This is a genomic window from Serratia sp. CY74737 (assembly GCF_052166775.1).
Lineage (GTDB): Bacteria > Pseudomonadota > Gammaproteobacteria > Enterobacterales > Enterobacteriaceae > Serratia > Serratia ureilytica.
The window spans coordinates 247,433-271,007 of sequence record NZ_JBJNOF010000001.1 but is presented as its reverse complement, the minus strand read 5'-3'; the positions used below and the strand labels follow the sequence as shown (position 1 = coordinate 271,007).

Here is a 23,575-nt window from a genome sequence, read left to right as displayed (position 1 = left end):
ACCCCGTACCGTTGCCCCCCGGTTGCCGCAGGGCGGCCGGTTTTGTTTCGTTTTCATTTTTCCAACAGGTTTATGTCATGACACGCCGCAATTTACCCTTCATTCTCTTCTTCAACTTACTGGGCGTTGCGCTGTTTCTGTCCTGGTTCCTGCCGGCCAATCACGGCGGCTGGTTTACCCTGGATTCGGCGATCTTCTTCTTCTTTAACCGCCATCTGGCCACCGACCCGGCATTTTTGCACCTGGTGGCCATCACCAACAACCGCGCGTTCGATGTGATTTCGCTGCTCGCCATGGGCCTGCTGTATTTGTACTTCTACCTGAAGCAGGACGCCGCCGGCCGCCGCCGTCTGGTGATCACCGGCGTGGTGATGCTGCTGACCGCCGTGGTGCTGAATCAGCTTGGCCACCTGCTGCCGGTGAAGCATCCGAGCCCCACCCTGACCTTCGACAATATCAATCGCGTCAGCGCATTGACCGGCATCCCCACCAAGGACGCCTCCGGCGACAGCTTCCCCGGCGACCACGGCATGATGCTGATTATTTTTTCCTGCTTTATGCTGCGCTATTTCGGCCGCGGCGCCTTCGCCGTCGCCCTGCTGATTACGCTGATCTTTTCATTGCCGCGCGTGATGATTGGCGCCCACTGGTTTACCGATATCGCCGTAGGCTCGCTGTCCGTGGTCTTGGTTGGCGCCAGTTGGGTGCTGATGACGCCTTGCAGCGACTGGATTATCGAACGGTTGAATCGTCTGTTGCCCGGCAAGCCCCGCCCCGGCCAACCATAACTTACGTCTATGAGTCATTCCGGGAGGCGCCCGCCTCCCGCGTTTTATCCCCTCGCGATGCGCAAAATTTCTCCGCCCCCCGTTAACGCTTTTGCAACCTGATTTCACGCCAGATTCATACATCGGACAATTGGCGTTTTTTATATGAAGATTTACATTATGTTACATCACAAATTCATATAAAAAAGACCGGAAAAAGACTCGCAATCCCCTATTTGTTCCGGTAATCTCAGATGCGTTTGTGCCTGGTTTAAGTCGAATCAGTACGGAATCCGATAAAAATGTGCGTTCCCGCACGTTTTCAACGGTAACTGATTGTCGATGCAACAGGTGCGGACTAGGCTCGTTTCGTTTGGCATTTTTCAGGTAGCGACTTTCGTCGTTAAGGACTTCAAGGGAAAACAACAACAATGGTCAAATCTCAACCGTTTCTGAGATATTTTTTGCGGGTAGTCCCTGCAATTGCCGCTGCGGTTATGCTGTCAGCGTGCAGCTCGACTCACACTTCGAACTTGAGTAACGCACAAACTGAGATGCGTGCAGTTAATGACAAAGATGGTCTTTTACTGCAAGCCTCTCAGGATGAATTCGAAGCGATGGTCCGCAACGTTGACGTCAAATCAAAGATTATGGATCAGTACGCGGACTGGAAAGGCGTTCGCTACCGTTTAGGCGGTGACACCAAGCGCGGCATCGATTGCTCGGCGTTTGTACAGCGCACCTTCCGCGAACAGTTCGGCATGGATTTACCGCGTTCTACCTACGAACAGGAAGACCTCGGTAAGAAAATCCAGCGCACCAAACTGCGCGCCGGCGATTTGGTGCTGTTCCGCGCCGGTTCTACCGGGCGCCATGTCGGCATCTATTTAGGCAACGATCAGTTCGTTCACGCTTCTACCAGCAGTGGCGTCATGATTTCCAAGCTGACCGATAACTATTGGAATAAACGTTATCGAGAAGCGCGCCGAGTGTTGACCAACGGCTGACGGCGCAACGCCCTGAAGATCCTGAATACCAAACGAGCGATAAACGCCGCCTACGGGCGGCGTTTTTTTTGGCTGTCGAATGAGAGCCCCCGGGGCTGAGCCAGGCCTTATCGTCACCTCACACCATTATTTTGATAAACTGCCGGCCGGAAATCGCGCCGACGAGGAAAAACTCGCCTATTATCGTCAGATGACGGCAACGGCGCGCCCGGCGTTATTTAAAACGTTTCCGCTTAATAGGTGCATTATATTTCTGTCGGCGACGCCTTGTATTTAAACGGCGTCGCCGGTTGGGTACGGGATAAAAGGCAAAAAATGAATAAAAAGCCGTTGGCACAATCCATTAAATGGCTGCGCGACACGCCTGACGCCCCGTTGCAGAGGTCTCGGTTATGGGCTTGAAAAGGGCGTTCTCTCGCAGCGTGTCGCACCGACAACGCAGTCTGGCCAAAAGCGTCGTCGCCGCCCTGCTATTTTTTACGCTATTCACCGCGGTCACACTTTCTTTGATCAACCACCAGCGCACGCAATATCAACACAAGGTTGAAGCGCGTACGCAAAAATTCGCGCTGGGTTATATCTCGCACCTGACGGATGTCATGCAAAAAATGATGCCGCTGCTGGACAAACCCTGTCTCTCAAGCCAGTCGGACATCACCTATCAGGCGGCCTTTACCAGCGGCGTACGCACCTTCCTGCTGGTGAAAGACGGTTACGCCTACTGCTCCTCCGCCACCGGCGACATGATGCTGCCGATGAAAAACCTGTATCAGGACATCGATACCCACCTGCCTTTGGATCTGAAGCTGCAGCAGGGCACGCCGATCGTGCCGGACAAGCCGGCGGTCGCGGTTTGGCTACGGCATCCTGGCGCATCGGCGACCGGCATCCTCGCCACGCTGGACATCAATTTGATGCCCTACCTGCTGTTCACTTCGCATGACGAGCAGGCGCCGGGTATCGCCATCGTGATGGGCAACCGCGCGCTGACCACCTTCAGCCCGAACCTGATGCCGATCGCACAGTTGCCTCAAGACAAGGCGGACACCCTGACGCTGCCCAATCTGCCGCTGAGCATCCTGTTCTACAACGAGAAACTGACGCCTAACGATATTCGCCTGACGCTGCTGGGCAGCCTGGTGCTGTCGCTGATGATCGGCGTGCTCTGCTACTACATGCTGCTGTTGCGGCAAAGCCCGGAGCGCGCGCTGCTGCGCGGCATCAAGCGCAACGAGTTCTTCATCGAATATCAGCCGGTGTTCCATACCGGCAGCAACAGCATCGGCGGGCTGGAAGCGTTGATCCGCTGGCAGCATCCTATCGAGGGCCGCATTCCCCCGGATGTCTTTATCCCGTACGCCGAAAGCAACGGGCTGATCGTGCCGCTCACCCGCCATCTGTTCAGGCTGATTGCCGAAGATGCGCCGCAGCTCGCCAAGGCGCTGCCGCGGGGAGGCAAGGTCGGCCTCAATATTTCCCCCGCCCACCTTAGCGCGCCGTCATTCCATCAGGACGTGTATGAACTGTTGGCGCAGCTGCCGGGCGATTACTTTACGCTGGTGTTCGAAATCACCGAACGCGGCATGGTGGAAGAAGAGAGCGCGCTGGCGGAGTTCGACTGGCTGCACAAACAGGGTATCGAGATCGCGGTGGACGATTTTGGCACCGGCCACAGCGCGTTGATCTATCTTGAGCGTTTCACCATGGATTACCTGAAGATCGATCGCGGCTTCGTCAACACCATCGGCCAGGACACCGTCACCGCGCCGGTGCTGGATGCGGTGATTTCGCTGGCGAAAAAGCTGAAAATGCTGACGGTGGCCGAAGGCGTGGAAACCGCCGAGCAGATGCAGTTCCTGCAAGAACGCGGCGTTAACTTCATGCAGGGCTATTACTTCAGCAAGCCGCTTAGCATCGCTAATTTCGTCGCTTACTGCAATGCTCATCAGGTCTTTGATTATCAGGAAAAAAATAGTTAATCTTTAAGCATCTTTACCCTGCGCCCGCCCGAAGAATGTTATGCTGGGCGCCGGTTGTACTTTATTCCACAGCAGGAGCTTACCGTCTGATGTCCGTGCGCATTTTCGCTGCTCTGGTGCTCTCGGCACTGAGCTTCGCCTCGCAGGCCGAAGCCCTCAACGAAAGCTACGCTTTCGCCCTTCTCGGTGAACCGAAATACGCCGCCGACTTCAGCCATTTCGACTACGTCAATCCGGCGGCGCCCAAGGGCGGCGACGTGCGCCTGGCGGCCATCGGCACCTACGATAACTTCAACCGCTTCGCTACCCGGGGCGTGCCCGGCGAGCGCACGGATCAACTTTACGACACGCTGTTCGCAACGTCCGACGACGAACCCGGCAGCTTTTATCCGCTGATTGCCGAATCGGCGCGCTTCCCGGCCGACATGCGTTGGGTGGAAGTGGATATCAACGCCCGCGCGCGTTTCCACGACGGCAGCCCGATCACCGCCGCCGACGTGGCCTTCACCTTCAGCAAATTCATGGCCGAGGGCGTGCCGCAGTTTCGCTCCTACTACAAAGGCGTCACGGTCAAAGCCATCTCTCGGTTGACGGTGCGCATTGAATTCCCGCAGCCGAACAAAGAAGCGATGCTGTCGTTATTCGGCAGCCTGCCTATTCTCCCGGCCGCCTTTTGGCAAAACCATAAGCTCAACGAGCCGCTCAACACGCCGCCGCTGGCCAGCGGCCCGTATAAAATCGGCGATTATCGCCTCGGCCAGTACATCACCTATCAACGGGTGCGGGACTACTGGGCCGCCAACCTGCCGGTGAACCGCGGCCGCTATAACTTCGACAGCATTCGCTACGATTATTATCTGGACGATAAAGTGGCGCTGGAAGCGTTCAAGGCCGGCGCTTACGATTTCCGCATCGAGCCGTCGCCCAAGAGCTGGGCCACCCAGTATCAGGGTGGCAACTTCGCGCGCAACTATATCATCAAACAGGACGAGACCAACCAGGCGGCGCAAAACACCCGCTGGCTGGCGTTCAACATCCAAAAACCGCTGTTTGCCGACCCGCGCGTGCGCGAGGCGATCACCCTGGCTTTCGACTTTAACTGGATGAACAAGGCGCTGTATTACAACGCCTATCAACGCGCCGACAGCTATTTCCAAAACACCGCCTACGCCGCCCGCGGCTATCCGGACGCCGCCGAACTGGCGCTGCTGGCGCCGCTCAAAGGCCAGGTGCCGCCTGAGGTGTTCACCAGCATCTATCAACCGCCCGCCTCCGACGGCAGCGGCAACGATCGGCAAAATCTGCTGAAGGCGACCCAACTGTTGAAAGAGGCCGGTTGGGTGGTCAAAAATCAAAAGTTGGTCAACGCCAAAACCGGCCAGCCGTTCGCCTTTGAGCTGATGCTGCTGAGCGGCAGCAACTTCCAGTACGTGTTGCCGTTCCGCCACAACCTGCAGCGGTTGGGCATCGATATGGCAATCCGCGAGATCGACGCCTCGCAATATACGCGCCGCATGCGCGAACGCGACTTCGATATGATGCCGACGGTGTACATGGCGATGCCGTTCCCCACCGCCAATTTACGCATCATTTGGGATTCGGAGTACATCAACTCCAGCTATAACACCCCCGGCGTCAAGGACCCGGCGGTCGACAGCCTGGTCAGGCAAATCGCTGAGCATCAGGGCGACGAAAAAGCGCTGCTGCCGCTCGGCCGCGCGTTGGATCGGGTGTTGACCTGGAACCGCTACATGCTGCCGATGTGGTACTCCAACCACGACCGCTACGCCTATTGGGACAAGTTCTCCACGCCGCCGATCCGCCCGGCCTACGCCATCGGCTTCGACAACTGGTGGTACGACGTCAACAAGGCGGCGCGCTTGCCGGCTCAACGGCAATAAGGAGTCGGCATGGCGGCCTATCTGATACGCAGACTGTTGCTGGTGATCCCCACGCTGTGGGCGATCATCACCATCAACTTTTTTATCGTGCAAATCGCCCCCGGCGGCCCGGTCGATCAGGCCATCGCCGCCATCGAACTGGGTCAGGGCAGCGGTTTCGGCAGCGGCGGGGTCAATGAAGGCCTGGGGCACGCCAGAGCCGGCGTCCCGGCCGCGACCGAAGGGCAATACCGCGGCTCGCGCGGCCTGGATCCGGAGGTGATCGCCGAGATCACCCAGCGTTATGGCTTCGATAAACCGCTGCATGAACGCTATTTCACCATGCTGTGGAACTACATGCGTTTTGACTTCGGCGACAGCCTGTTTCGCGGCGCTTCGGTGATGCAACTGATCGGCCAAAGCCTGCCGGTCTCCATCACGCTGGGCCTTTGGAGCACGCTGATCATCTATCTGGTGTCGATCCCGCTCGGCATCCGCAAGGCCGTCCACAACGGCAGCGCGTTCGATACCTGGAGCAGCACGCTGATCATTATCGGCTACGCCATTCCGGCGTTCCTGTTCGCCATCCTGCTGATCGTGCTGTTCGCCGGCGGCAGCTATCTCGACTGGTTCCCGCTGCGCGGCCTGGTCTCCAGCAACTTCGATACCCTCTCGTGGCCGGCGAAGATCGCCGACTATCTGTGGCACATCACGCTGCCGGTGCTGGCGACGGTGATCGGCGGTTTCGCCACCCTGACCATGCTGACCAAAAACTCGTTCCTCGACGAGATCCGCAAACAGTACGTCACCACCGCTCGCGCCAAGGGCCTGGACGAGAAAAAGATCCTGTACCGCCACGTGTTCCGCAACGCCATGCTGCTGGTGATCGCCGGTTTTCCGGCTACCTTTATCAGCATGTTTTTCACCGGCTCGCTGCTGATTGAGGTGATGTTCTCGCTCAACGGCCTGGGGCTGCTGGGTTACGACGCCACGCTGCAGCGCGACTACCCGGTGATGTTCGGCACGTTATATATCTTCACCCTGATCGGCCTGCTGTTGAACATCCTCAGCGATATCACCTATACCCTGGTCGATCCGCGCATTGACTTCGAGGCCCGCCAATGAGCCGCCTTAGCCCAATCAATCAGGCGCGCTGGGCGCGTTTTCGCCGCAACCGCCGCGGTTACTGGTCACTGTGGATCTTTCTGGCGCTGTTCACGCTCAGCCTGGCCGCCGATCTTATCGCCAACGACAAACCGCTGTTGGTGCGTTATGAAGGCCGGCTATACCTGCCGTTTATGATCAACTACAGCGAAACCGCGTTCGGCGGCGAACTGAACACCGAAGCCGACTATCAGGATCCGTTCGTCCAGCGCCAAATCGACCGGCATGGCTGGGCGATCTGGGCACCGATCCGTTTCAGCTACGACACGATCAACTTCGCCACCGAGGTGCCCTTCCCCTCCCCGCCTTCGCGCCATAACCTGCTGGGCACCGACAGCAACGGCGGCGACGTGCTGGCCCGCGTGCTGTATGGTTTTCGCATTTCGATGCTGTTCGGCCTGGCGCTGACGCTGTTTTCCAGCCTGATCGGCGTGTGCGTCGGCGCGACACAGGGGTATTACGGCGGGCGTTTCGATCTGTGGGGGCAACGCTTTATCGAAGTGTGGTCGGGCATGCCAACGCTGTTTCTGATCATTCTGCTGTCGAGCGTCGTCCAGCCCAATTTCTGGTGGCTGCTCGGCATCACTATTCTTTTCGGCTGGATGAGCCTGGTGGGCGTGGTGCGCGCCGAGTTCCTGCGCACCCGCAACTATGACTATATCCGCGCCGCACGCGCCATGGGCGTGCCGGATCGCGTGATCATGTCCCGCCACATGCTGCCCAACGCCATGGTGGCGACGCTGACCTTCCTGCCGTTTATCCTCTGCGGCTCGATCACCACCCTGACGTCGCTCGATTTTCTCGGCTTCGGTCTGCCGATCGGTTCGCCGTCGCTCGGCGAACTGCTGCTGCAAGGCAAAAACAATCTGCAGGCGCCGTGGCTCGGCATCACCGCCTTCCTGGTGCTGGCAGTGCTGCTGTCGTTATTAATCTTTATCGGCGAAGCGGTACGCGACGCCTTTGACCCCAGCAAGGCACATTGATATGGCTACACCTCTGCTCGCCATCCAGGATCTCAGCATCGCCTTCCGCCAGGGCGACGCCGTCACGCCGGTGGTCAACGAACTCTCTTTGCAAATAGCCCCGGCGGAAACGCTGGCGCTGGTAGGAGAATCCGGCTCCGGCAAAAGCGTCACCGCCCTGTCGATACTGCGACTGCTGCCCGCGCCGCCGGTGGTTTACCCTGGCGGCGATATTCTGTTCAACGGCAACTCGTTGTTGCATGCGCCGGAGGCTGAACTGCGCAAGGTGCGCGGCAATCAGATCGCGATGATCTTTCAGGAACCGATGGTGTCGCTCAATCCGCTGCACACCATTGAGAAGCAACTGGCGGAAGTGCTGATGCTGCACCGCGGCCTGCGGCGCGAAGCCGCGCGCGCAGAGATCGTCGACTGTCTGGAGCGCGTCGGCATCCGCCAGGCCAAAACCCGGTTGCAGGACTATCCGCATCAGCTCTCCGGCGGTGAACGCCAACGCGTGATGATCGCCATGGCGGTGTTAACCCGCCCGAAATTGCTGATTGCCGACGAACCCACCACCGCGCTCGACGTGACTATCCAGGCGCAGATCCTGACGCTGTTGCAAGAATTGAAACAAGAAATGGGCATGGGGTTGCTGTTCATCACCCATAACCTGAATATTGTGCGCCGTCTGGCGGACAACGTGGCGGTGATGCGTCAGGGCCGTTGCGTGGAGCAAAACGGCCGCGCACAGCTGTTCAGCCGGCCGCAGCATCCCTACACGCGGCAACTGCTGGCCGCCGAGGACGTCGGCGAACCGCTGCCGCTGCCGGCCACAGCCAGCGCGCGTCCCGGCGATGAGCGGCCGCTGCTTAAGGTGGAAGACCTGCAGGTGCGATTCCCCATTCGGCGCGGCCTGCTGCGCCGCACGGTGGACTATCACTATGCGTTGAAGTCATTGAGTTTCGAACTGCGCGCCGGAGAGAGCGTGGGGCTGGTGGGGGAATCCGGATCGGGTAAAAGCACCACCGGGCTGGCGCTATTGCGTCTGCTGGCCTCGCAGGGGGCCATCTGGTTCGACGGCGAACCGCTGCACCCGCTGACGATGAAACAAATGCTGCCCTACCGCAGCCGGATGCAAATCGTCTTCCAGGATCCGTATTCCGCCCTCAACCCGCGCCTGAACGTACAGCAGATCATCGCCGAAGGGCTGGAAGTGCACCAGCGGCTGAACGCCGAGCAGCGGGAACAGCGCGTGATCGAGGTATTGCAGGAGGTCGGCCTGGATCCGCAGCTGCGCCACCGCTACCCCACCGAGTTTTCCGGCGGCCAGCGCCAGCGCATCGCCATCGCGCGCGCGCTGATCCTGCAGCCGCAGCTGCTGATCCTCGACGAGCCGACCTCTTCGCTGGATAAATCGGTGCAGGCGCAGATCCTGACGCTGCTAAAATCGCTGCAGCAACGCCACCGGCTGGCTTATCTGTTCATCAGCCATGACCTGCAGGTGGTGCGTTCGCTGTGCCACCAGGTGATTGTGCTGCGACAGGGAGAAGTGGTTGAGCAGGGAGACTGCCGGGCGATTTTCGCGGCGCCCGCAGCCGACTATACCCGACAACTGTTGCAGTTGGCGGATTAGCGGCGAATTCAGAAGGGGTATTGCGCGCTGAGCGGTTCGGCGATCGCGGCGCCGACGTTTTTCAGGCGGCACATCGTCGCGCTCTCATCGCTGCGCTGCACGAACAGGCAAGGTTCCCCTTCCCATTCGACGATCGCGCAGTCGACCTGAATCTCCTGCAACGACAGATTAAGCTGTTGCATCACCTGCCAGGCCTCGGCCCCTTCATGGCTGAGCAGCTTCAGCCCAATCAGGTTGTTATCCTCGTCTATTCCGTTAAACGGAATCGGTTCGACCTTTACGCCGGTGAAACCGGATAGCCAACGATAACTTTGCGGCAAGCGATGCACTACCGAAAGTTGGATACTCTCCACATGAAATCCCTAGTTTGAAAAGGTGAAACACTTTTACCTGACAGGGTTACTAAGTTATAGCCGTTGACTCCCGACTCTGCCGCGCACAAATGTTATTTAAATGTAAATTTTGCCGCAAGCCATTAACCTGACCCCGTGCTTGCCGATGCCGTGCCATTTTTTGGCGCGCCGTGCGGTGTTATTTCACGGCATTTTGCGACTCAGCTCGCATTTTTGCGTTATATGTAACCCTTTCCCGCAGCGATCTCAACTCTTTTTTCTTGCAATGCGACTACTTTTTCGTCGCCATATTTTTACATTGAAGAAACATTTCACCCGTCGCGTTAGCGCACCGTCCTCCGCTAATGCCTTGATTTACATCACCCCTAATGCAAACCGCCCGCACCGACCCGCCGGCAAAACGCCGCGCATACCGGAGGATATCGGGCAGCTCAGCGACGGTATTTTTTAACAAAAAGCACACAGAAGGGTAAACGCCCAATTGATTAGCAGGCATATGTTTGGCAACAAAATTTTCATTGCCGGTTGCACCGCAAACTGGCAAGGCGCAACCCTGTGACGGCTCGGGGCAACCTCGCCCCGAACCTGGAGAACGTCAGGCTGCGCGATCGCGCGGCCGGCTGGCGTACAGATAGAACAACACCGCCACAATGCTGCACAGCGCCATCGAGGTGACCATCGGCCAGGCGCTCTTGCCCGGCGCCATCGACAGCACCGCGCCCACCAGCGCGCCGATGCTGAACCGCAACGTGCCGGCCAGGGAAGACGCGGTGCCCGCCATATGAGGAAAATCATCCAGGATCACCGCCATGGCGTTGGAGGAGATCATCGCGATGCACCCCAGATAGACCGCTACGCCGATCACCAGCGCCCAGAAGCCCAGCCCGACGGCGCTCACCGCCAGCAGCCACAGCCCCATCGCCAGCTGCACCAGCAGCCCCAGTTTGAACATCTTGACCGCGCCGAACCGCCGCACGTTGCGGCTGTTGATCAGCGTCGTCAGGAACAGGAAGACGATATTCAGCGCAAAGTAGTAACCGAAGTGCTGCGGCGAAACATGGTTCAGTTCGATGTAGACGAACGGCCCGGCGCTGAGGAACGAGAACATGCCGGCGAACGAGAAGGCGCTGGCCAGCATGTAGCTCAGCACCCGCTTGTGGCGGAACAACGAACCGAAGTTGCCCAGCGTAGTGCGCAGGTGGAACCGCTGTCGACGCTCTTTCGGCAACGTCTCCTTGATGAACAAGGCCACCAGCAGTGAACCGATCAGCGCCGCGGCGCCCATGGTCCAGAAGATGGCATGCCAGTTGAACCACAGCAGCAGCGCCCCGCCGATCATCGGCGCCAGCAGCGGCGCGATGGTCATCACCAGAATGACGAACGACATCATGCGCGAGAACTCGTCCTTGGTGAACATGTCGCGCATCAAGGCGTTGATCACCACGCTGGCGGCGGCGGCGGCCAGGCCGTGCAAGAAACGCAATCCGATCAGCTGATCGATCGACTGCGCCATGGCGCAGGCGCAACCGGCAATGGCGAAGATCAGCGTTCCCCACAGGATCACCGGTTTGCGGCCGATGCTGTCCGACATCGGCCCATAGAACAGCTGCCCGAAGGCGAAGCCGAGCATATAGGCGCTGAGCGTCATCTGCACGCTGCCGGACTCGACGCCAAACTGGGCGGCGATCACCGGCATGCTGGGCAGGTACATGTCGATGGCCAGCGGCATCAGCATGGACAGCAGGCCCAGAATGAAAATCAAACCGAGATGAGAGGTTCGGTTCTGTTGCACGTTCCACGACTCCTTAATCGGCCGCAATCAATGATCGGTTATCAGTCCTGCAGGTGCGGCGCGCCCACGCTGGCGATCTCTTCTTCGGTCAGTGGGCGATATTCGCCCGGCGCAAGATCGTCATCCAGCACGATGGCGCCGATGCGCTCACGGTGCAACTCGATCACCCGGTTGCCGACCGCAGCGAACATCCGCTTCACCTGGTGGTAGCGCCCTTCGCTGATGGTCAGGCGCACCACATGCTCGTCAACCTGCTCCAGCGTCGCCGGCCGCGTCAGATCTTTCTCGTTATGCAATTGCACCCCTGCGGCGAAACGCTGCGCGGTGTCTTCCGCCAGCGGGTGCTCCAGCGTCACCAGATAGGTTTTCTCGCAGTGGTGGCGCGGCGAGGTGACGCGGTGCGACCACTGGCCGTCGTCAGTCATCAGCACCAGCCCGGTGGTGTCGATATCCAGCCGTCCGGCGGCGTGCAGTTTGTACGCGACCGGCTCATCGAGGAAGTACAGCACCGTCGGATGATCAGGATCGTCGGTGGAGCAGACGTAACCCTGCGGTTTGTTGAGCATGAAATAGCGCGGGCCGTTCTGCTGCTGCAGCGGATTGCCGTCGAACGCCACCTCTTGTTCCGGGGTCAGTTTGACAGCCCCGCTCTTCACCACCTCACCGTCTACGGTGACGCGTTTAGCCCGAAGTTCGCGCGCGACCAGCGCACGGCTGATGCCTAACTGCTGAGATAAAAACTTGTCCAATCGCATGGGATCTGCTTTGCCTGTCGTTGTTATGATCGCATTGATCGTATTGCCAAAATATGACGCCCGCCGTTGCACCGGGTGCAAATGGCAGGCTCAGGGGGGAAATCGCGTGGGGGCACAGCGATTGCTGTCACACGAGTATAGCGGCACAACGCGCTGCCCGACAGGGGTAATTTTCACGCTTCTCGCACCGCGCGCGCTCAGAAGGCATAATATAGACATTTCTCGGTCGCCCGGGGCGTAAAATGTCAGCGTTTCTGTGGCAACAGCGCTGACAAACCTAACCCCCGCGGCCCATTCCAACCTACGGCGTTCATTTATGGCCTTTACCCTACGCCCCTACCAACTGGAAGCGGTCGAAGCCACCATCAACCATTTCCGGCGGCATCCCGAGCCGGCGCTGATCGTGCTGCCGACCGGCGCCGGCAAAAGCCTGGTGATCGCCGAGCTGGCGAAGCGCGCCCGTGGGCGAGTGCTGGTGTTGGCGCACGTCAAGGAACTGGTGGCGCAAAACCACGCCAAATACTGCGCCTACGGCCTGGAGGCGGACATCTTCGCCGCCGGCCTGCAGCAGAAAGAGAGCGCCGGCAAGGTGGTGTTCGGCAGCGTGCAGTCGGTGGCGCGCAACCTGCCGCTGTTCGACGGCGCCTTTTCGCTGCTGATCGTCGATGAATGCCACCGTATCAGCGATGACGACGACAGCCAGTACCAGCAAATCATCCAGCACCTGCAGAAAACCAACCCGCAGCTGCGGCTGCTGGGGCTGACCGCCACGCCGTACCGGCTGGGCAAGGGCTGGATTTACCAGTACCACTACCATGGTTTCACCCGCGGCGACGGTGCCAGTCTGTTTCGCGACTGCATCTATGAGCTGCCGCTGCGCTACATGATTAAACACGGTTTTCTGGTGCCGCCGGAGCGGCTGGATATGCCGATCGTGCAATACGACTTCAGCCGTCTGGAGGCCAGGAGCAACGGCCTGTTCAGCGAAGCGGACCTGAACCGTGAGCTGAAACGGCAAAACCGCGTCACGCCGCATATCATCAGCCAGATTGTAGAGTACGCCGACGATCGCAAAGGCGTGATGATCTTCGCCGCCACCGTCGAGCACGCCCGCGAGATCCACGGCCTGCTGCCGAACGGCGAAGCCGCGCTGGTCAGCGCCGAAACGCCGCCCGCCGAGCGAGATGCGCTCATCGAGGCGTTCAAACAGCAGCGTCTGCGCTATCTGGTCAACGTGGCGGTGTTAACCACCGGCTTCGACGCGCCGCACGTCGACCTGATCGCTATCCTGCGCCCCACCGAGTCCGTCAGCCTGTATCAGCAGATCGTCGGGCGCGGGCTGCGTTTGGCTCCCGACAAAAAGGATTGCCTGATCCTCGACTACGCCGGCAACCCGCACGATCTGTTTACGCCGGAGGTCGGCGTCAGTAAACCGCACGGCGACAGCCAGCCGGTGCAGGTGTTCTGCCCGGCCTGCGGTTTCGCCAACCTGTTCTGGGGCAAGTGCACCGAAAACGGCGACATCATCGAACACTACGGCCGCCGCTGCCAGGGCTGGCTGGAGGACGACGACGGCCACCGCGAACAGTGCAATTACCGCTTCCGGTTCAAGAGCTGCCCGCACTGCGGCGCGGAGAACGACATCGCCGCACGCCGCTGCCATCAGTGTCAGGAGGTGTTGGTCGATCCCGACGACATGCTGAAGGCGGCGCTGAAGCTGAAAGACGCGCTGGTGCTGCGCTGCGGCGGCATGGAACTGCAGAGCGGCCGCGACGACAAGGGCGAATGGCTGAAGGCCACCTATTACGACGAGGACGGCACCAGCACCAGCGAGCGCTTCCGCCTGCAGACGCCGGCGCAGCGCAAAGCGTTCGAGATGCTGTTCCTGCGCCCGCACCAGCGCGCGCCGGGCGTGCCGTTCGCCTGGCACACCGCCGCCGACGTGCTGTCGCAACAGCAGGCGCTGCGCCATCCGGATTTCGTGGTGGCGCGCAAGCGCGGGCAGTTTTGGCAGGTGCGTGAGAAAGTGTTCGATTATCAAGGCCGTTTCCGCCGTGCCAATCAGTTGGCCTGAGCGAACGGCCCTCAATCTGGGCAGGTTTTCGTTGCCCTGCGGGCGGCTTTCCGTTAAAATGCCGCGCGCTTTACCTGGGCCTGCCCAGCGTTAAAGCGGAATTCCGAACTTGCTACTTGGGTCGCCTGTAGCAGGGTAAATTTTCTTTTAAGAGAAAAAACAATGTTCACTATCAATGCAGAAGTACGTAAAGACCAGGGTAAAGGTGCGAGCCGCCGCCTGCGTGCAGCAAACAAATTCCCAGCTATCGTTTACGGTGGCAAAGAAGCTGCAGTTTCCATCGAATTGGATCATGATTCTGTCAAGAACATGGAAGCTAAACCAGAATTCTACAGCGAAGCAGTAACTCTGGTTATCGACGGTAAAGAAACCAAAGTTAAGGTTCAGGCTGTACAGCGTCACCCGTTCAAGCCAAAACTGGCTCACATCGACTTCGTTCGCGTTTAATCGCTACGTTTTCGAACCTTTCGGGACGCCGAAATAAAGAACGCCGCAATTGCGGCGTTTTTTATTGTCTGCACTTCGGCACGCTTACTTGCCGCTGCCGGTCCGGCGCTGCAGCTGATCGCGCAGGTTCGGCGGCGTGCCTTTGATGGTCAGCGTGTCGGTGGCCGCATCCCAGAAAATGCGCTCGCCAAGCAGCATGGCGTCGAAGTTCAGGCTGATGCCGCCGCCGCTGCCGGCGAATTTGGTCAGCTGACGCAGCGTGCCGCGATCCGCCGGGAAGCTGTCTTCCAGCTGATAGCCCTGCTCGCTGGAGAACTGCATGAAGTCTTTCTCACCGACCGGCGACAGTTCCTGCGACAGCGCCTGCAGTTCAATCTCTTCGCCCGCCTGCAGCTGTTCGTTGCAGTAGCTGTACACCTGCTGGCGCACCGACTGGCGTTCATTCTTGTCCAGCTGCGCGTCGGCGCAGTAGTCGTCCACCGCCTGCAGCAGCCCGCGGTTTTGCGCCTTGGTGTCCAACCCTTCGGACGCCGCCAGGAAGTCCATGAAGAAGTCGGCGACCTTGCGGCCCACGCGCCCGCGCAGGAAGGTCAGGTAGCGGGTCGATTCCGGGTTGGTTTCCCACTCGGTCAGATCGATACGCGCAACGATATCGGCGTTGTTGATGTCCAGATAGTGCGTAGTGTTGATATCCAGCTCTTCGTTGACGCGCATGCTGTTACGGCTGTTCAGCACCGCGATCAGCAGGTACTCGACCGCCAGATAACGGTATTGGCCGAACAGCACCACGCCGCCTTCGGCGAATGGATACTTCGCCAGTTCGTCGCGCAGACGGCCGGTCGCCGCGCGGCTGAAAGCCAGAAAGTCCTTATCGTCCTTGCGGCAAGTGCGCAGCGCTTCCGCCAGCTCGCTGCCCTCGTTGAACAAGCCCAGGGCCTTGCTCTTGGCGCTGTAGACGCGATGCAGTTCCGCCATCATTTCTTCCACCGCCGCGTTGGTGGGAAGCAAGGAATCGCGCAGCACCACGTCCAGCGTTTGCTCGTCGCGTTTCACCAACTGGTGCAGAGCGATCTGGTCGATATCCAGACTCATGGTAAATCCTCCTGTTCTTTAGGCGCGTATTCAAACACTGAAGGCCCCGCCCTGCAATACTAAAAAACCGCGGCAAACCGGAAAGGCGCAGCGGTGAGCCGCCCCGTCGCGGGCGAACCCTTTCCCGAATGACAGGAAGTGATAAAAGAGCGGAAAATCACTGTCCTATACGGTAAGATAGGGCACTTTGCAGATTACTAAGCGCAATTTTATGCCACAATCATCCCGTTACAGTGACGAACACGTTGAACAACTGCTCTCAGAGCTGGTCAATGTTCTGGAAAAACACCATACCCCCACCGATCTTTCCCTGATGGTGCTGGGCAATATGGTCACTAATTTGATCAACACCAGCGTTGCCCCCGCGCAGCGGAAAACCCTGGCGAGATCGTTCGCGGAAGCCCTACAGGCTTCTGTCCGTGAAGATAAAGCGCATTAATATTTATTTATGGTGACAAACCGTCAGCGTTATCGTGAAAAAGTCTCCCAGATGATCAGCTGGGGGCACTGGTTCGCCTTATTCAACATCCTGCTCGCCCTTGGGCTGGGCAGCCGCTACCTGTTTGTCACCGACTGGCCCGCTTCCCTGCTGGGCCGGGTCTATGCCCTGGTCAGCCTGCTGGGGCATTTCAGCTTTATCGTGTTCGCCGGCTATTTGCTGGTGATCTTCCCGCTCACCTTCGTGGTGATGTCGCAGCGGCTGCTGCGATTTATTTCCGCCGCGCTGGCCACCGCCGGGCTCACGCTGTTGCTGGTCGACAGCGAGGTGTTCTCCCATTTCCACCTGCACCTAAATCCGGTGGTGTGGGATCTGGTGGTCAACCCGGATCAAAGCGAGCTGTCGCGCGACTGGCAGCTGATGTTTATCTGCGTGCCGGTGATCTTCCTGGTGGAGATGCTGTTCGGCACCTGGAGCTGGCAGAAGCTGCGCAGCCTGAACCGCCGCCGTTTCGGCAAGCCGCTGGCGGCGCTGTTCATCAGCGCCTTTTTCGCCTCGCACCTGATTTACATCTGGGCCGACGCCAACTTCTATCGCCCGATCACCATGCAGCGGGCCAACCTGCCGCTCTCGTACCCGATGACCGCGCGCAAGTTCCTCGAAAAACACGGCCTGCTCGATCAGCAGGAATATGAACGCCGCCTGGTGCAACAGGGCAATCCGGAAGCGGTGGCGGTGGAGTACCCGCTCAGCGATCTCAGCTACGGCGATAAAGGCAGCGGCTATAACCTGCTGATGATCGTGGTGGACGGCATTCGCGCCAAAGACGTGGCGCAGGACATGCCGACGCTGACGCGTTTCGCCCAGGAAAACGTGCGCTTCAGCGATCACTACAGCTCGGGCAACCACGCCGACACCGGGCTGTTCGGCCTGTTCTACGGCATTTCCCCGACCTATCTGGACAGCGTGCTCGCCGGCCGCAAGCCGTCGGCGCTGATCAACGCGCTCGGCGAGCAGGGTTACCAACTGGGGCTGTTCTCGTCCGACGGCTTCAACGCCAGCCTGTACCGTCAGGCCCTGTTGACCGACTTCTCGCTGCCGACGCCGGCGCCGCAAAGCGACGCGCAAACCACGCAGCAATGGCAACGCTGGCTGGCGGATCAGGGCGACAAAGAGCCGTGGTTCTCCTATATCAACTTCAGCGGCGCCGAGCCGGCCGAAGGCGCTAAAACTCCGGCGCCGGCCGATTTTATCCAACGCTATCGCACCGGCGCTCAGGACGTGGACGCCCAGATAGCCCAGGTGCTGGATACCCTGAAACAGCGTGGCCTGCTGGATAAAACCGTGGTGGTGATCACCGCCGAGCACGGCGTCGAGTTCAACGACAGCGGCAAAGGCCAATGGGGCGCCGGCACCGCCTTCAACCAGGCGCAGCTGCAGGTGCCGCTGGTGATCCACTGGCCGGGCACGCCGGCGCAGACCATCAACAAGCTGACCGGCCATAACGACGTGATGCGTACCTTGATGCAACGGCTGCTGCACGTGAAAACCGCGCCGAAAGACTATTCGCAGGGCGAAGATCTGTTTACCGCCCAGCGCCGCAACAACTGGATCGCCACCGGCGATGGCAACCAGCTGGTGATCACCACGCCGACGCAGACGCTGATGCTGGACAACAGCGGCAACTATCGCGTCTACGATCAGAACGGCGATGAAATAAAAGACGAGAAACCGCAGCTTGCTCTGCTGTTGCAGGTGCTGACCGATGTAAAACGCTTTATCGCCAACTAACTGCCTAAAACTAAAGCAATCAAGTGGTAAGGCGCTTGCATAAACATCGAGAATCGGTAGTATGATTTTTCATAGCGTCGGCATGTAGCGCAGCCTGGTAGCGCACCGTCATGGGGTGTCGGGGGTCGGAGGTTCGAATCCTCTCATGCCGACCAAATTCAAGAAAACCTGCTGTAACAGCAGGTTTTTTTTCGTCTGTACGTGAGAGGATGAGAATCTCCGAAGGAGGTTTGAGCCGAACGTAGTGAGACCACGTTGCTTTAGCAACGGCCCGCAGGGCAAGCATCGAAGATGCGCATAATCCTCTCATGCCGACCAAATTCAAAAAAACCTGCTGTAACAGCAGGTTTTTTTCGTCTGCACGTCGAGAGGATGAGAGCGCAGCCGCTGCACCACTGCCTCCCCCAACGATCATTGCGCGCCTCGCTTTCGCGACGGCCTTTCTCCTTATCAAGCTCAGGCTGAGATTTTGTCTTGTTGGTTTTCGGGCGCTGCGGCGATGAACGCCGGGAGCTGAGTACAGGCGTCGTAAATCGCTTTACAGCGCGGGTACCCGCTCAGATCGCACCCCATCCGCAGGGCATTCGCCCACTGAGGGATCAGGCAGCAATCCGCCAACGTCGGGTTGTCGCCAACGCAGAAGGGCCCTGGCGGCCTCTGGAGCAACAGCTGCTCCACGGCGCTCAGCCCTTGTCGGATCCAGTGCGCATACCAGCGTTTTTTCTCTTCCTCACTCACCTTCAGCTCTTCACTCAGGTAGCGTAACACCCGTAGGTTATTGACCGGGTGAATATCGCAAGCGATGACATAAACGATTTCCAGTACCCGGCTGCGCGCCGGATCTGCCGTCGGCAACAGCGGCGACTGGGGGAAATGGCGATCCAGCCAGTCGGTAATCGCCAGCGACTGGCTGAGAGACTCGCCGTCGTCCGTGAGCAGCGTCGGCACCAGCCCGACCGGGTTCATACGCCGATAAGCCAGCTCATTCTGCTGCCCGATGCGAATATTGACGCCCACCGTCTGGTAATGGATACCTTTCAGCGCCAGCGCAATGCGCACGCGGTAGGACGCTGAGCTATTAAAAAAACTGTACAGCTTCATCATTCACCTCAGAATCAGCCTCAGACAATCTTCACGGCGATAGGGGTAAGCCCCTCTACATTCCCGGTAATCACATCGCCTTTCACCACTGCCCCCACCCCTTCCGGCGTACCGGTAAAAATCAGATCGCCGGGCTGCAGCTCAAAAAAGCCGGACAGATAGCTGATGGTTTCATTCACCGACCAGATCAGATGACGGATGTCGCTGCGCTGACGATCGCTGCCATTGACCTGCAGCCAGATAGGCGCATGGTTGACGTCTGCGCTGTCGCCGGCTTTATGCAGTGGCGCGATGGGCGCAGAGAGATCGAACGACTTGCCGATTTCCCATGGGCGCCCCATTTGACGCATGTCCATCTGCCGATCGCGGCGGGTCATATCCAGGCCCGTGGCATATCCCCAGATATATTCATGCGCCTTTTCCAACGGAATATCGCTCCCCCGTTTGCCAATCGCCACCACCAGTTCGATTTCGTAGTGATAGTTGTCCGTTTGCGCCGGATACGGCAGCGCCAGCGTTTCGCCGGCCGCCACCGGCACCACCGCATCGGCAGGCTTACAGAAGAAGAACGGCGGCTCACGATCCGGATCAAAGCCCATTTCGCGAGCATGGGCGGCATAGTTGCGCCCGACGCAGTAGACACGGCGCACGGGGAACTGTTTATCACTCCCCACGACAGGAACAGTCACGGGGGCTGGCGGTGCAAATACGTATTGCGTCATTTTGTCTCTCCCAAATTAATAACGTGCTTCACGGAACAGCCCCAGGGCTTCCTGAACCGGCCGGTCCGAAAAACTGAATAACACGGTGTCTTCATCCGCCTGAAACGACACGTCGAACCAGGTCGGCGCCACAAAGATATCTTTTGCCGAAAAGTGAAGGGTTTCATTGCCGATGCTGACCTGGCCGCGCCCTTCCACCACGTGGTAGAGGGTGCTGTCCGTAGTGCGCGCCTTTCGTGAGGAAAAGCCTTTCGGCAACAGTTGCAGGAAGGCGCCCATCGAGGGCATGGGATAGCCGCCGGTCACCGGATTGACGTAGCGCATCTTGTAGCCGTCCCACTCGTCGGCGTCCCCCATGCGGGTGAGGTCGTACAGCGTTTCGCGGCTGCGATCGTAGCGGTAGTTGAAAATGGGCGATGAGTTGCCTTTCTGATGGCGCAGCGGCAGCATATTGGCCGCATAACGCGGTAAATAGTCCCCCTCCCGGCGCGTCACGGGCTGCTGTTCTTGCGGATAGTCTTCCGCGAAACCGCAGCCCAGCAGGTTCACCAGCGGCAGATCCAGACCGTCCAGCCATACCACCGGCTCAGCGCCGGGATTGCCGTGATCGTGCCAGCGCCACTGCGGCGTCAAAATGAAGTCGCCTTCATGCATTTGCGTTCGTTCGCCGTCAACGGCGGTAAACGCCCCATTCCCTTCGACGATAAAACGCAACGCGGACTGATTATGGCGATGGCTCGGCGCGATTTCGCCCGGCATGATCAATTGCAATCCGGCGTACAGCGTCGGGGTGATGGCGGCTTGTCCGCGCAACATCGGGTTTTCCAGCACCAGCACGCGGCGCACCGCTTCTTTGGCGCCAATCAACTCGCCGCTGGCCAGCAGGTGCGGGCGAATCTCCTGATAGTTCCAGTAAGCCGGTGCGCAGTTTGCATTCGGCGTTGACGGTACCAGATAGTGCAGCGACTCCCACAACGGGGTCAGGTTCTGCCCGGAAATCTGCCGGTAAAACTGCTGGCGGCTGGGGTTAACATCCTGATGGCGTTCAGGCATAGGGATTCTCCTTTTTCATTCACGACGCTGCGCGAGGCAACGTGTCAGGGGCTGGGGCAGACAGACGAACGACAGCCGTCAGCCGCATTAACATCACCGTACTGAGCGCCGCCGGAAGGGCAATAATGAAAAATAGCGTATCGAATGAGAAATTCATCGCCATCATCACGCCGCCGGAAAGCGAGCCGACAATCGCGCCGCAGCGGCCAATGGCATTGGACCAGCTGACGCCCGTCGCCCGGCTTTGCGTCGGATAGAGCGTGGCGGTCAAAGCATTCAGCCCGACCTGCGACCCGCTGATGCCGATGCCGGTGCCGAAGATGGCCAGCGCCATTTGCCACAGGCCGTTCTCGCTCAGGCCAATCATGACGATACACACGGCGCCCAAGGCGTAGCTCACCGCCAACACCCGGAAGGGATTGCATTTGTCCATCAACACGCCCAGCCCCAGCGCGCCCACCGTGCCGCCTATCTGGAAAGCGGCGGTCACCCAGGAGGCATGCCGCAGATCAATACCGCGGTGGTTAAGCAGCGTCGGCATCCAGCTGGAGAGCAGGTAGATGATCAGCATGCTCATGAAAAAAACCGCCCAGAGCATGAGGGTGATGCGCAACTGGCGGCCGGCGAACAGTGGGCTGATGCTGCCTTTGGCTGCCGTGGCGGCTTCGTTCAGATAAAAATGGGTCTCTTCATCGCACTCGCCAGTCATGGCGCTGACCGTTTTGGCAATCACCTTTTGCGGCAGTTGGCGGCGAACCTGCCAGCGCGGGGACTCCGGCAGGGCAAACAGCAGCACTACAAAGAGCATCAGCGGCAAGACGCCGCCGAGCACCAAAATGCCGTGCCACCCCATCACCGGCACCAGTTGGGCGCTGACGATCCCGCCCAGGGCTGAACCGAGCGTGAAACCGCAGAACATCAGCGTGACCAGCGCACCACGGCGGCGAGCAGGCAGATATTCAGAGGTCATCGTGATGGTGTTCGGCATCGCGCCCCCCAACCCCAGGCCGGTGAGAAAACGTAAAATGACCAGCGTTGGCATATCGGGGGAGAAGGCCGAAATCAGGCTCAGCGTGCCAAACAGTGCCACGCAAAGTTCGATAACGCGCTTGCGGCCAAAGCGGTCAGAAAGCGGGCCGCAAAGCAGCGCGCCCGCCGTCAATCCCAGCAACCCCGCGCCAAACAGCGGTGCCAGTTCGCCGGCGGTCAGTTGCCATTGGGTACGGATGTCGGGCGCGATGAAACCAATGGCCGCGGTGTCAAAACCATCGAGCATCACCACCAAAAAGCAGCAGAGAATGACGCGCCACTGCGTCTTGCCGATAGGGGCTGCGTCGATCAGTGCTTGTAAATCACGCCGTTGAGTCATAGTGAGCGCCTCGCAGCAGGTAGGGAGATGTCTGTGTTGTTTTAGGTATGTTACGAATTTGTATCTTTAGCGATAAAATGTACAATGGCTTTTCGGGCGGAGACATAACCGGAGGGCTATAACAAATGGCGAACTGGGCGCAGAAATTGAAGCTGCACCATCTGCAAATGTTGGTGGCATTGGGTGAACAGGGAAATCTGACCCACGTTGCGCGGATGATGAACATCTCCCAACCCGCTCTGTCAAAATGGTTGTCGCAGCTCGAAGATGAGATTGGGCTCACGCTCTTTGAGCGGCATAGCAAAGGGCTACGCCCCTCCGAGGGGGGGAAATTGCTGCTTCAGCATGCGCAGCGTTTGATCAATGATCTGGAGCGTTCGCAGTCTGAAATCGCCCGCTTTAAGCAAGGCGGGCTGGTGGGAAGCCTGAAAATCGGCTGCTCGCCGGTGGCGACCGACTGCGTTTCGCAGGCCATATTGAGCCTGCTGCAGGAAATGCCGACGCTGCATCTCAATATTGAGGAAAAGGTGATGACCCCCCTGCTGCACGATCTGCTCGCGGGCGCGGTGGATGTCGTCGTTGGCCGCGTCGGGGGGCGGGCGCTGCAACTGCCGCTCAACTATCAAGTGCTCTACACCGAACCGGTATGCTTCGTTGCCCGCCCTCACCATCCGCTGGCAAAATCCGCCTCCCTCACCTGGCACGATCTCACCCACTGGCGCTGGATAGTCTGGCCGACCGGCACGCCAATCCGCCTCAGCATCGATAATGCGTTGGCAGATAACGGCGTGATGCTGCCTGAAAACACGGTTGAATCGGCATCGATGAACGTCAGCACCAACCTGCTGCAAAGCAGCGACATGATCTCCATTCTTTCACTACGGCTGGCGCAGCGTTATGCCAGCCAGGGGCAACTGGCGATCCTGAACCTGCCGAAGATTGAGCAGAAAGGCAGCGTGGGTGTTTTCTGGCGCAACAGCGAGCCGCCTTTTGCCGCACTGAGCCGCTTTTTGCAGCTGCTGACGCAGGCCAGATAAAAATCGCCTTAACGCGACGGCTCCCTTTTCTGGCAGAACGGGGATTCAGCGGCGGGCTTTAGCGCACGCCGCGCAAGAATAAACACCCCTTGTAAAATTCCGCGCCCCCTCTTGCCAACCCGAGCGGCTCAGGCCAGAATACTGTACATTAAATCAGT

General features: G+C 59.1%; 20 protein-coding genes, 1 tRNA gene and 1 other RNA gene. 14 read left to right on the top strand and 8 right to left on the bottom strand.

Features of this window, described 5'->3' with window-relative positions; genetic code table 11:
• Positions 1-77 precede the first annotated feature (77 nt).
• From ACJ8PE_RS01340 to yejF, 7 genes are all read left to right on the top strand, one after another.
• Positions 78-788 carry a phosphatase PAP2 family protein gene (locus ACJ8PE_RS01340; protein WP_197792616.1) on the top strand — a complete coding sequence of 237 codons (711 nt, stop codon included), beginning with the start codon at positions 78-80 and terminating at the stop codon, positions 786-788.
• Positions 789-1,198: 410 nt separating this feature from the next.
• Entirely contained in the window at positions 1,199-1,774 is a 576-nt protein-coding gene (mepS, locus tag ACJ8PE_RS01335) for a bifunctional murein DD-endopeptidase/murein LD-carboxypeptidase (protein ID WP_033643815.1), read from the top strand.
• Between the two features lie 392 nt (positions 1,775-2,166).
• A complete protein-coding gene (locus ACJ8PE_RS01330) occupies positions 2,167-3,753 on the top strand; it encodes a cyclic di-GMP phosphodiesterase (RefSeq protein ID WP_033652531.1) in 1,587 nt (528 codons plus the stop codon).
• Positions 3,754-3,842: 89 nt separating this feature from the next.
• Entirely contained in the window at positions 3,843-5,654 is a 1,812-nt protein-coding gene (locus ACJ8PE_RS01325) for an extracellular solute-binding protein (protein ID WP_042785061.1), read from the top strand.
• 9 nt (positions 5,655-5,663) lie between these two features.
• Complete coding sequence (locus ACJ8PE_RS01320; RefSeq protein WP_033643818.1) at positions 5,664-6,758, top strand: microcin C ABC transporter permease YejB; 1,095 nt, start codon at positions 5,664-5,666, stop codon at positions 6,756-6,758.
• Positions 6,755-7,780, top strand: a complete 1,026-nt coding sequence (locus ACJ8PE_RS01315) for an ABC transporter permease (RefSeq protein WP_197792615.1) — start codon at positions 6,755-6,757, stop codon at positions 7,778-7,780. Before ACJ8PE_RS01320 ends, ACJ8PE_RS01315 begins: the two co-directional genes overlap by 4 nt.
• A 1-nt stretch (position 7,781) precedes the next feature.
• Complete coding sequence (gene yejF, locus ACJ8PE_RS01310) at positions 7,782-9,392, top strand: microcin C ABC transporter ATP-binding protein YejF (RefSeq protein WP_197792614.1); 1,611 nt, start codon at positions 7,782-7,784, stop codon at positions 9,390-9,392.
• 8 nt (positions 9,393-9,400) lie between these two features.
• Here the strand turns inward: yejF and ACJ8PE_RS01305 are convergent, their stop codons facing one another.
• From ACJ8PE_RS01305 to rsuA, 3 genes are all read right to left on the bottom strand, one after another.
• On the bottom strand, positions 9,401-9,745 hold the full coding sequence (locus tag ACJ8PE_RS01305) for a YejG family protein (protein ID WP_004935763.1): 345 nt from the start codon (positions 9,743-9,745) through the stop codon (positions 9,401-9,403).
• Between the two features lie 595 nt (positions 9,746-10,340).
• Entirely contained in the window at positions 10,341-11,537 is a 1,197-nt protein-coding gene (locus tag ACJ8PE_RS01300; protein ID WP_033643821.1) for a Bcr/CflA family multidrug efflux MFS transporter, read from the bottom strand.
• A gap of 41 nt (positions 11,538-11,578) precedes the next feature.
• On the bottom strand, positions 11,579-12,292 hold the full coding sequence (rsuA, locus tag ACJ8PE_RS01295) for a 16S rRNA pseudouridine(516) synthase RsuA (RefSeq protein WP_033652527.1): 714 nt from the start codon (positions 12,290-12,292) through the stop codon (positions 11,579-11,581).
• A 316-nt stretch (positions 12,293-12,608) separates the two neighbouring features.
• Between rsuA and ACJ8PE_RS01290 the strand changes: the two genes are divergently transcribed.
• Positions 12,609-14,366 (top strand): DEAD/DEAH box helicase, encoded by a 1,758-nt coding sequence (locus ACJ8PE_RS01290; RefSeq protein ID WP_197792613.1) that lies wholly within the window; start codon positions 12,609-12,611, stop codon positions 14,364-14,366.
• 162 nt (positions 14,367-14,528) lie between these two features.
• The gene (gene rplY, locus ACJ8PE_RS01285) at positions 14,529-14,813 is read left to right on the top strand and encodes a 50S ribosomal protein L25 (protein WP_004935776.1); all 285 of its coding nucleotides are present in this window, start codon (positions 14,529-14,531) and stop codon (positions 14,811-14,813) included.
• An 84-nt stretch (positions 14,814-14,897) separates the two neighbouring features.
• Here the strand turns inward: rplY and yejK are convergent, their stop codons facing one another.
• Positions 14,898-15,905, bottom strand: coding sequence for a nucleoid-associated protein YejK (gene yejK / locus ACJ8PE_RS01280; RefSeq protein ID WP_197792612.1), 1,008 nt, complete (start codon positions 15,903-15,905; stop codon positions 14,898-14,900).
• A 211-nt stretch (positions 15,906-16,116) separates the two neighbouring features.
• Between yejK and ACJ8PE_RS01275 the strand changes: the two genes are divergently transcribed.
• The 4 genes from ACJ8PE_RS01275 (at position 16,117) to ACJ8PE_RS01260 (ending at position 18,453) form a co-directional block, all read left to right on the top strand.
• The gene (locus ACJ8PE_RS01275; protein WP_004935782.1) at positions 16,117-16,344 is read left to right on the top strand and encodes a YejL family protein; all 228 of its coding nucleotides are present in this window, start codon (positions 16,117-16,119) and stop codon (positions 16,342-16,344) included.
• Positions 16,345-16,353: 9 nt separating this feature from the next.
• On the top strand, positions 16,354-18,135 hold the full coding sequence (yejM, locus tag ACJ8PE_RS01270) for an LPS biosynthesis-modulating metalloenzyme YejM (protein WP_197792611.1): 1,782 nt from the start codon (positions 16,354-16,356) through the stop codon (positions 18,133-18,135).
• Positions 18,136-18,213: 78 nt separating this feature from the next.
• A tRNA-Pro gene (locus ACJ8PE_RS01265) sits at positions 18,214-18,290 on the top strand.
• 33 nt (positions 18,291-18,323) lie between these two features.
• Positions 18,324-18,453: non-coding RNA, RtT sRNA (locus tag ACJ8PE_RS01260), on the top strand.
• 138 nt (positions 18,454-18,591) lie between these two features.
• Here ACJ8PE_RS01260 and maiA read toward each other — a convergent pair.
• From maiA to mhbT, 4 genes are read right to left on the bottom strand one after another with little or no spacing between them, the layout of a single operon-like run.
• On the bottom strand, positions 18,592-19,236 hold the full coding sequence (maiA, locus tag ACJ8PE_RS01255) for a maleylacetoacetate isomerase (protein ID WP_197760994.1): 645 nt from the start codon (positions 19,234-19,236) through the stop codon (positions 18,592-18,594).
• Between the two features lie 20 nt (positions 19,237-19,256).
• Positions 19,257-19,958: a fumarylacetoacetate hydrolase family protein gene (locus ACJ8PE_RS01250; RefSeq protein ID WP_047025322.1), complete on the bottom strand. Its 702-nt coding sequence runs from the start codon at positions 19,956-19,958 to the stop codon at positions 19,257-19,259.
• 15 nt (positions 19,959-19,973) lie between these two features.
• Complete coding sequence (gtdA, locus tag ACJ8PE_RS01245; RefSeq protein WP_197760902.1) at positions 19,974-21,011, bottom strand: gentisate 1,2-dioxygenase; 1,038 nt, start codon at positions 21,009-21,011, stop codon at positions 19,974-19,976.
• Positions 21,012-21,030: 19 nt separating this feature from the next.
• The gene (gene mhbT, locus ACJ8PE_RS01240; RefSeq protein ID WP_197760904.1) at positions 21,031-22,380 is read right to left on the bottom strand and encodes a 3-hydroxybenzoate transporter MhbT; all 1,350 of its coding nucleotides are present in this window, start codon (positions 22,378-22,380) and stop codon (positions 21,031-21,033) included.
• Positions 22,381-22,505: 125 nt separating this feature from the next.
• Here mhbT and ACJ8PE_RS01235 point away from each other — a divergent pair, with 125 nt between their 5' ends.
• On the top strand, positions 22,506-23,417 hold the full coding sequence (locus ACJ8PE_RS01235) for a LysR family transcriptional regulator (RefSeq protein ID WP_033643831.1): 912 nt from the start codon (positions 22,506-22,508) through the stop codon (positions 23,415-23,417).
• Positions 23,418-23,575 lie beyond the last annotated feature (158 nt).

Excerpts from the sequence above, each read along its gene's own strand:
- ACJ8PE_RS01340 (WP_197792616.1), top strand. The coding sequence starts at position 78 with ATGACACGCCGCAATTTACCCTTCATTCTCTTCTTCAACTTACTGGGC.
- mepS (WP_033643815.1), top strand. The coding sequence starts at position 1,199 with ATGGTCAAATCTCAACCGTTTCTGAGATATTTTTTGCGGGTAGTCCCT.
- ACJ8PE_RS01330 (WP_033652531.1), top strand. The coding sequence starts at position 2,167 with ATGGGCTTGAAAAGGGCGTTCTCTCGCAGCGTGTCGCACCGACAACGC.
- ACJ8PE_RS01325 (WP_042785061.1), top strand. The coding sequence starts at position 3,843 with ATGTCCGTGCGCATTTTCGCTGCTCTGGTGCTCTCGGCACTGAGCTTC.
- ACJ8PE_RS01320 (WP_033643818.1), top strand. The coding sequence starts at position 5,664 with ATGGCGGCCTATCTGATACGCAGACTGTTGCTGGTGATCCCCACGCTG.
- ACJ8PE_RS01315 (WP_197792615.1), top strand. The coding sequence starts at position 6,755 with ATGAGCCGCCTTAGCCCAATCAATCAGGCGCGCTGGGCGCGTTTTCGC.
- yejF (WP_197792614.1), top strand. The coding sequence starts at position 7,782 with ATGGCTACACCTCTGCTCGCCATCCAGGATCTCAGCATCGCCTTCCGC.
- rsuA (WP_033652527.1), bottom strand. The coding sequence starts at position 12,292 with ATGCGATTGGACAAGTTTTTATCTCAGCAGTTAGGCATCAGCCGTGCG.
- ACJ8PE_RS01290 (WP_197792613.1), top strand. The coding sequence starts at position 12,609 with ATGGCCTTTACCCTACGCCCCTACCAACTGGAAGCGGTCGAAGCCACC.
- rplY (WP_004935776.1), top strand. The coding sequence starts at position 14,529 with ATGTTCACTATCAATGCAGAAGTACGTAAAGACCAGGGTAAAGGTGCG.
- yejK (WP_197792612.1), bottom strand. The coding sequence starts at position 15,905 with ATGAGTCTGGATATCGACCAGATCGCTCTGCACCAGTTGGTGAAACGC.
- ACJ8PE_RS01275 (WP_004935782.1), top strand. The coding sequence starts at position 16,117 with ATGCCACAATCATCCCGTTACAGTGACGAACACGTTGAACAACTGCTC.
- yejM (WP_197792611.1), top strand. The coding sequence starts at position 16,354 with ATGGTGACAAACCGTCAGCGTTATCGTGAAAAAGTCTCCCAGATGATC.
- maiA (WP_197760994.1), bottom strand. The coding sequence starts at position 19,236 with ATGAAGCTGTACAGTTTTTTTAATAGCTCAGCGTCCTACCGCGTGCGC.
- ACJ8PE_RS01250 (WP_047025322.1), bottom strand. The coding sequence starts at position 19,958 with ATGACGCAATACGTATTTGCACCGCCAGCCCCCGTGACTGTTCCTGTC.
- gtdA (WP_197760902.1), bottom strand. The coding sequence starts at position 21,011 with ATGCCTGAACGCCATCAGGATGTTAACCCCAGCCGCCAGCAGTTTTAC.
- mhbT (WP_197760904.1), bottom strand. The coding sequence starts at position 22,380 with ATGACTCAACGGCGTGATTTACAAGCACTGATCGACGCAGCCCCTATC.
- ACJ8PE_RS01235 (WP_033643831.1), top strand. The coding sequence starts at position 22,506 with ATGGCGAACTGGGCGCAGAAATTGAAGCTGCACCATCTGCAAATGTTG.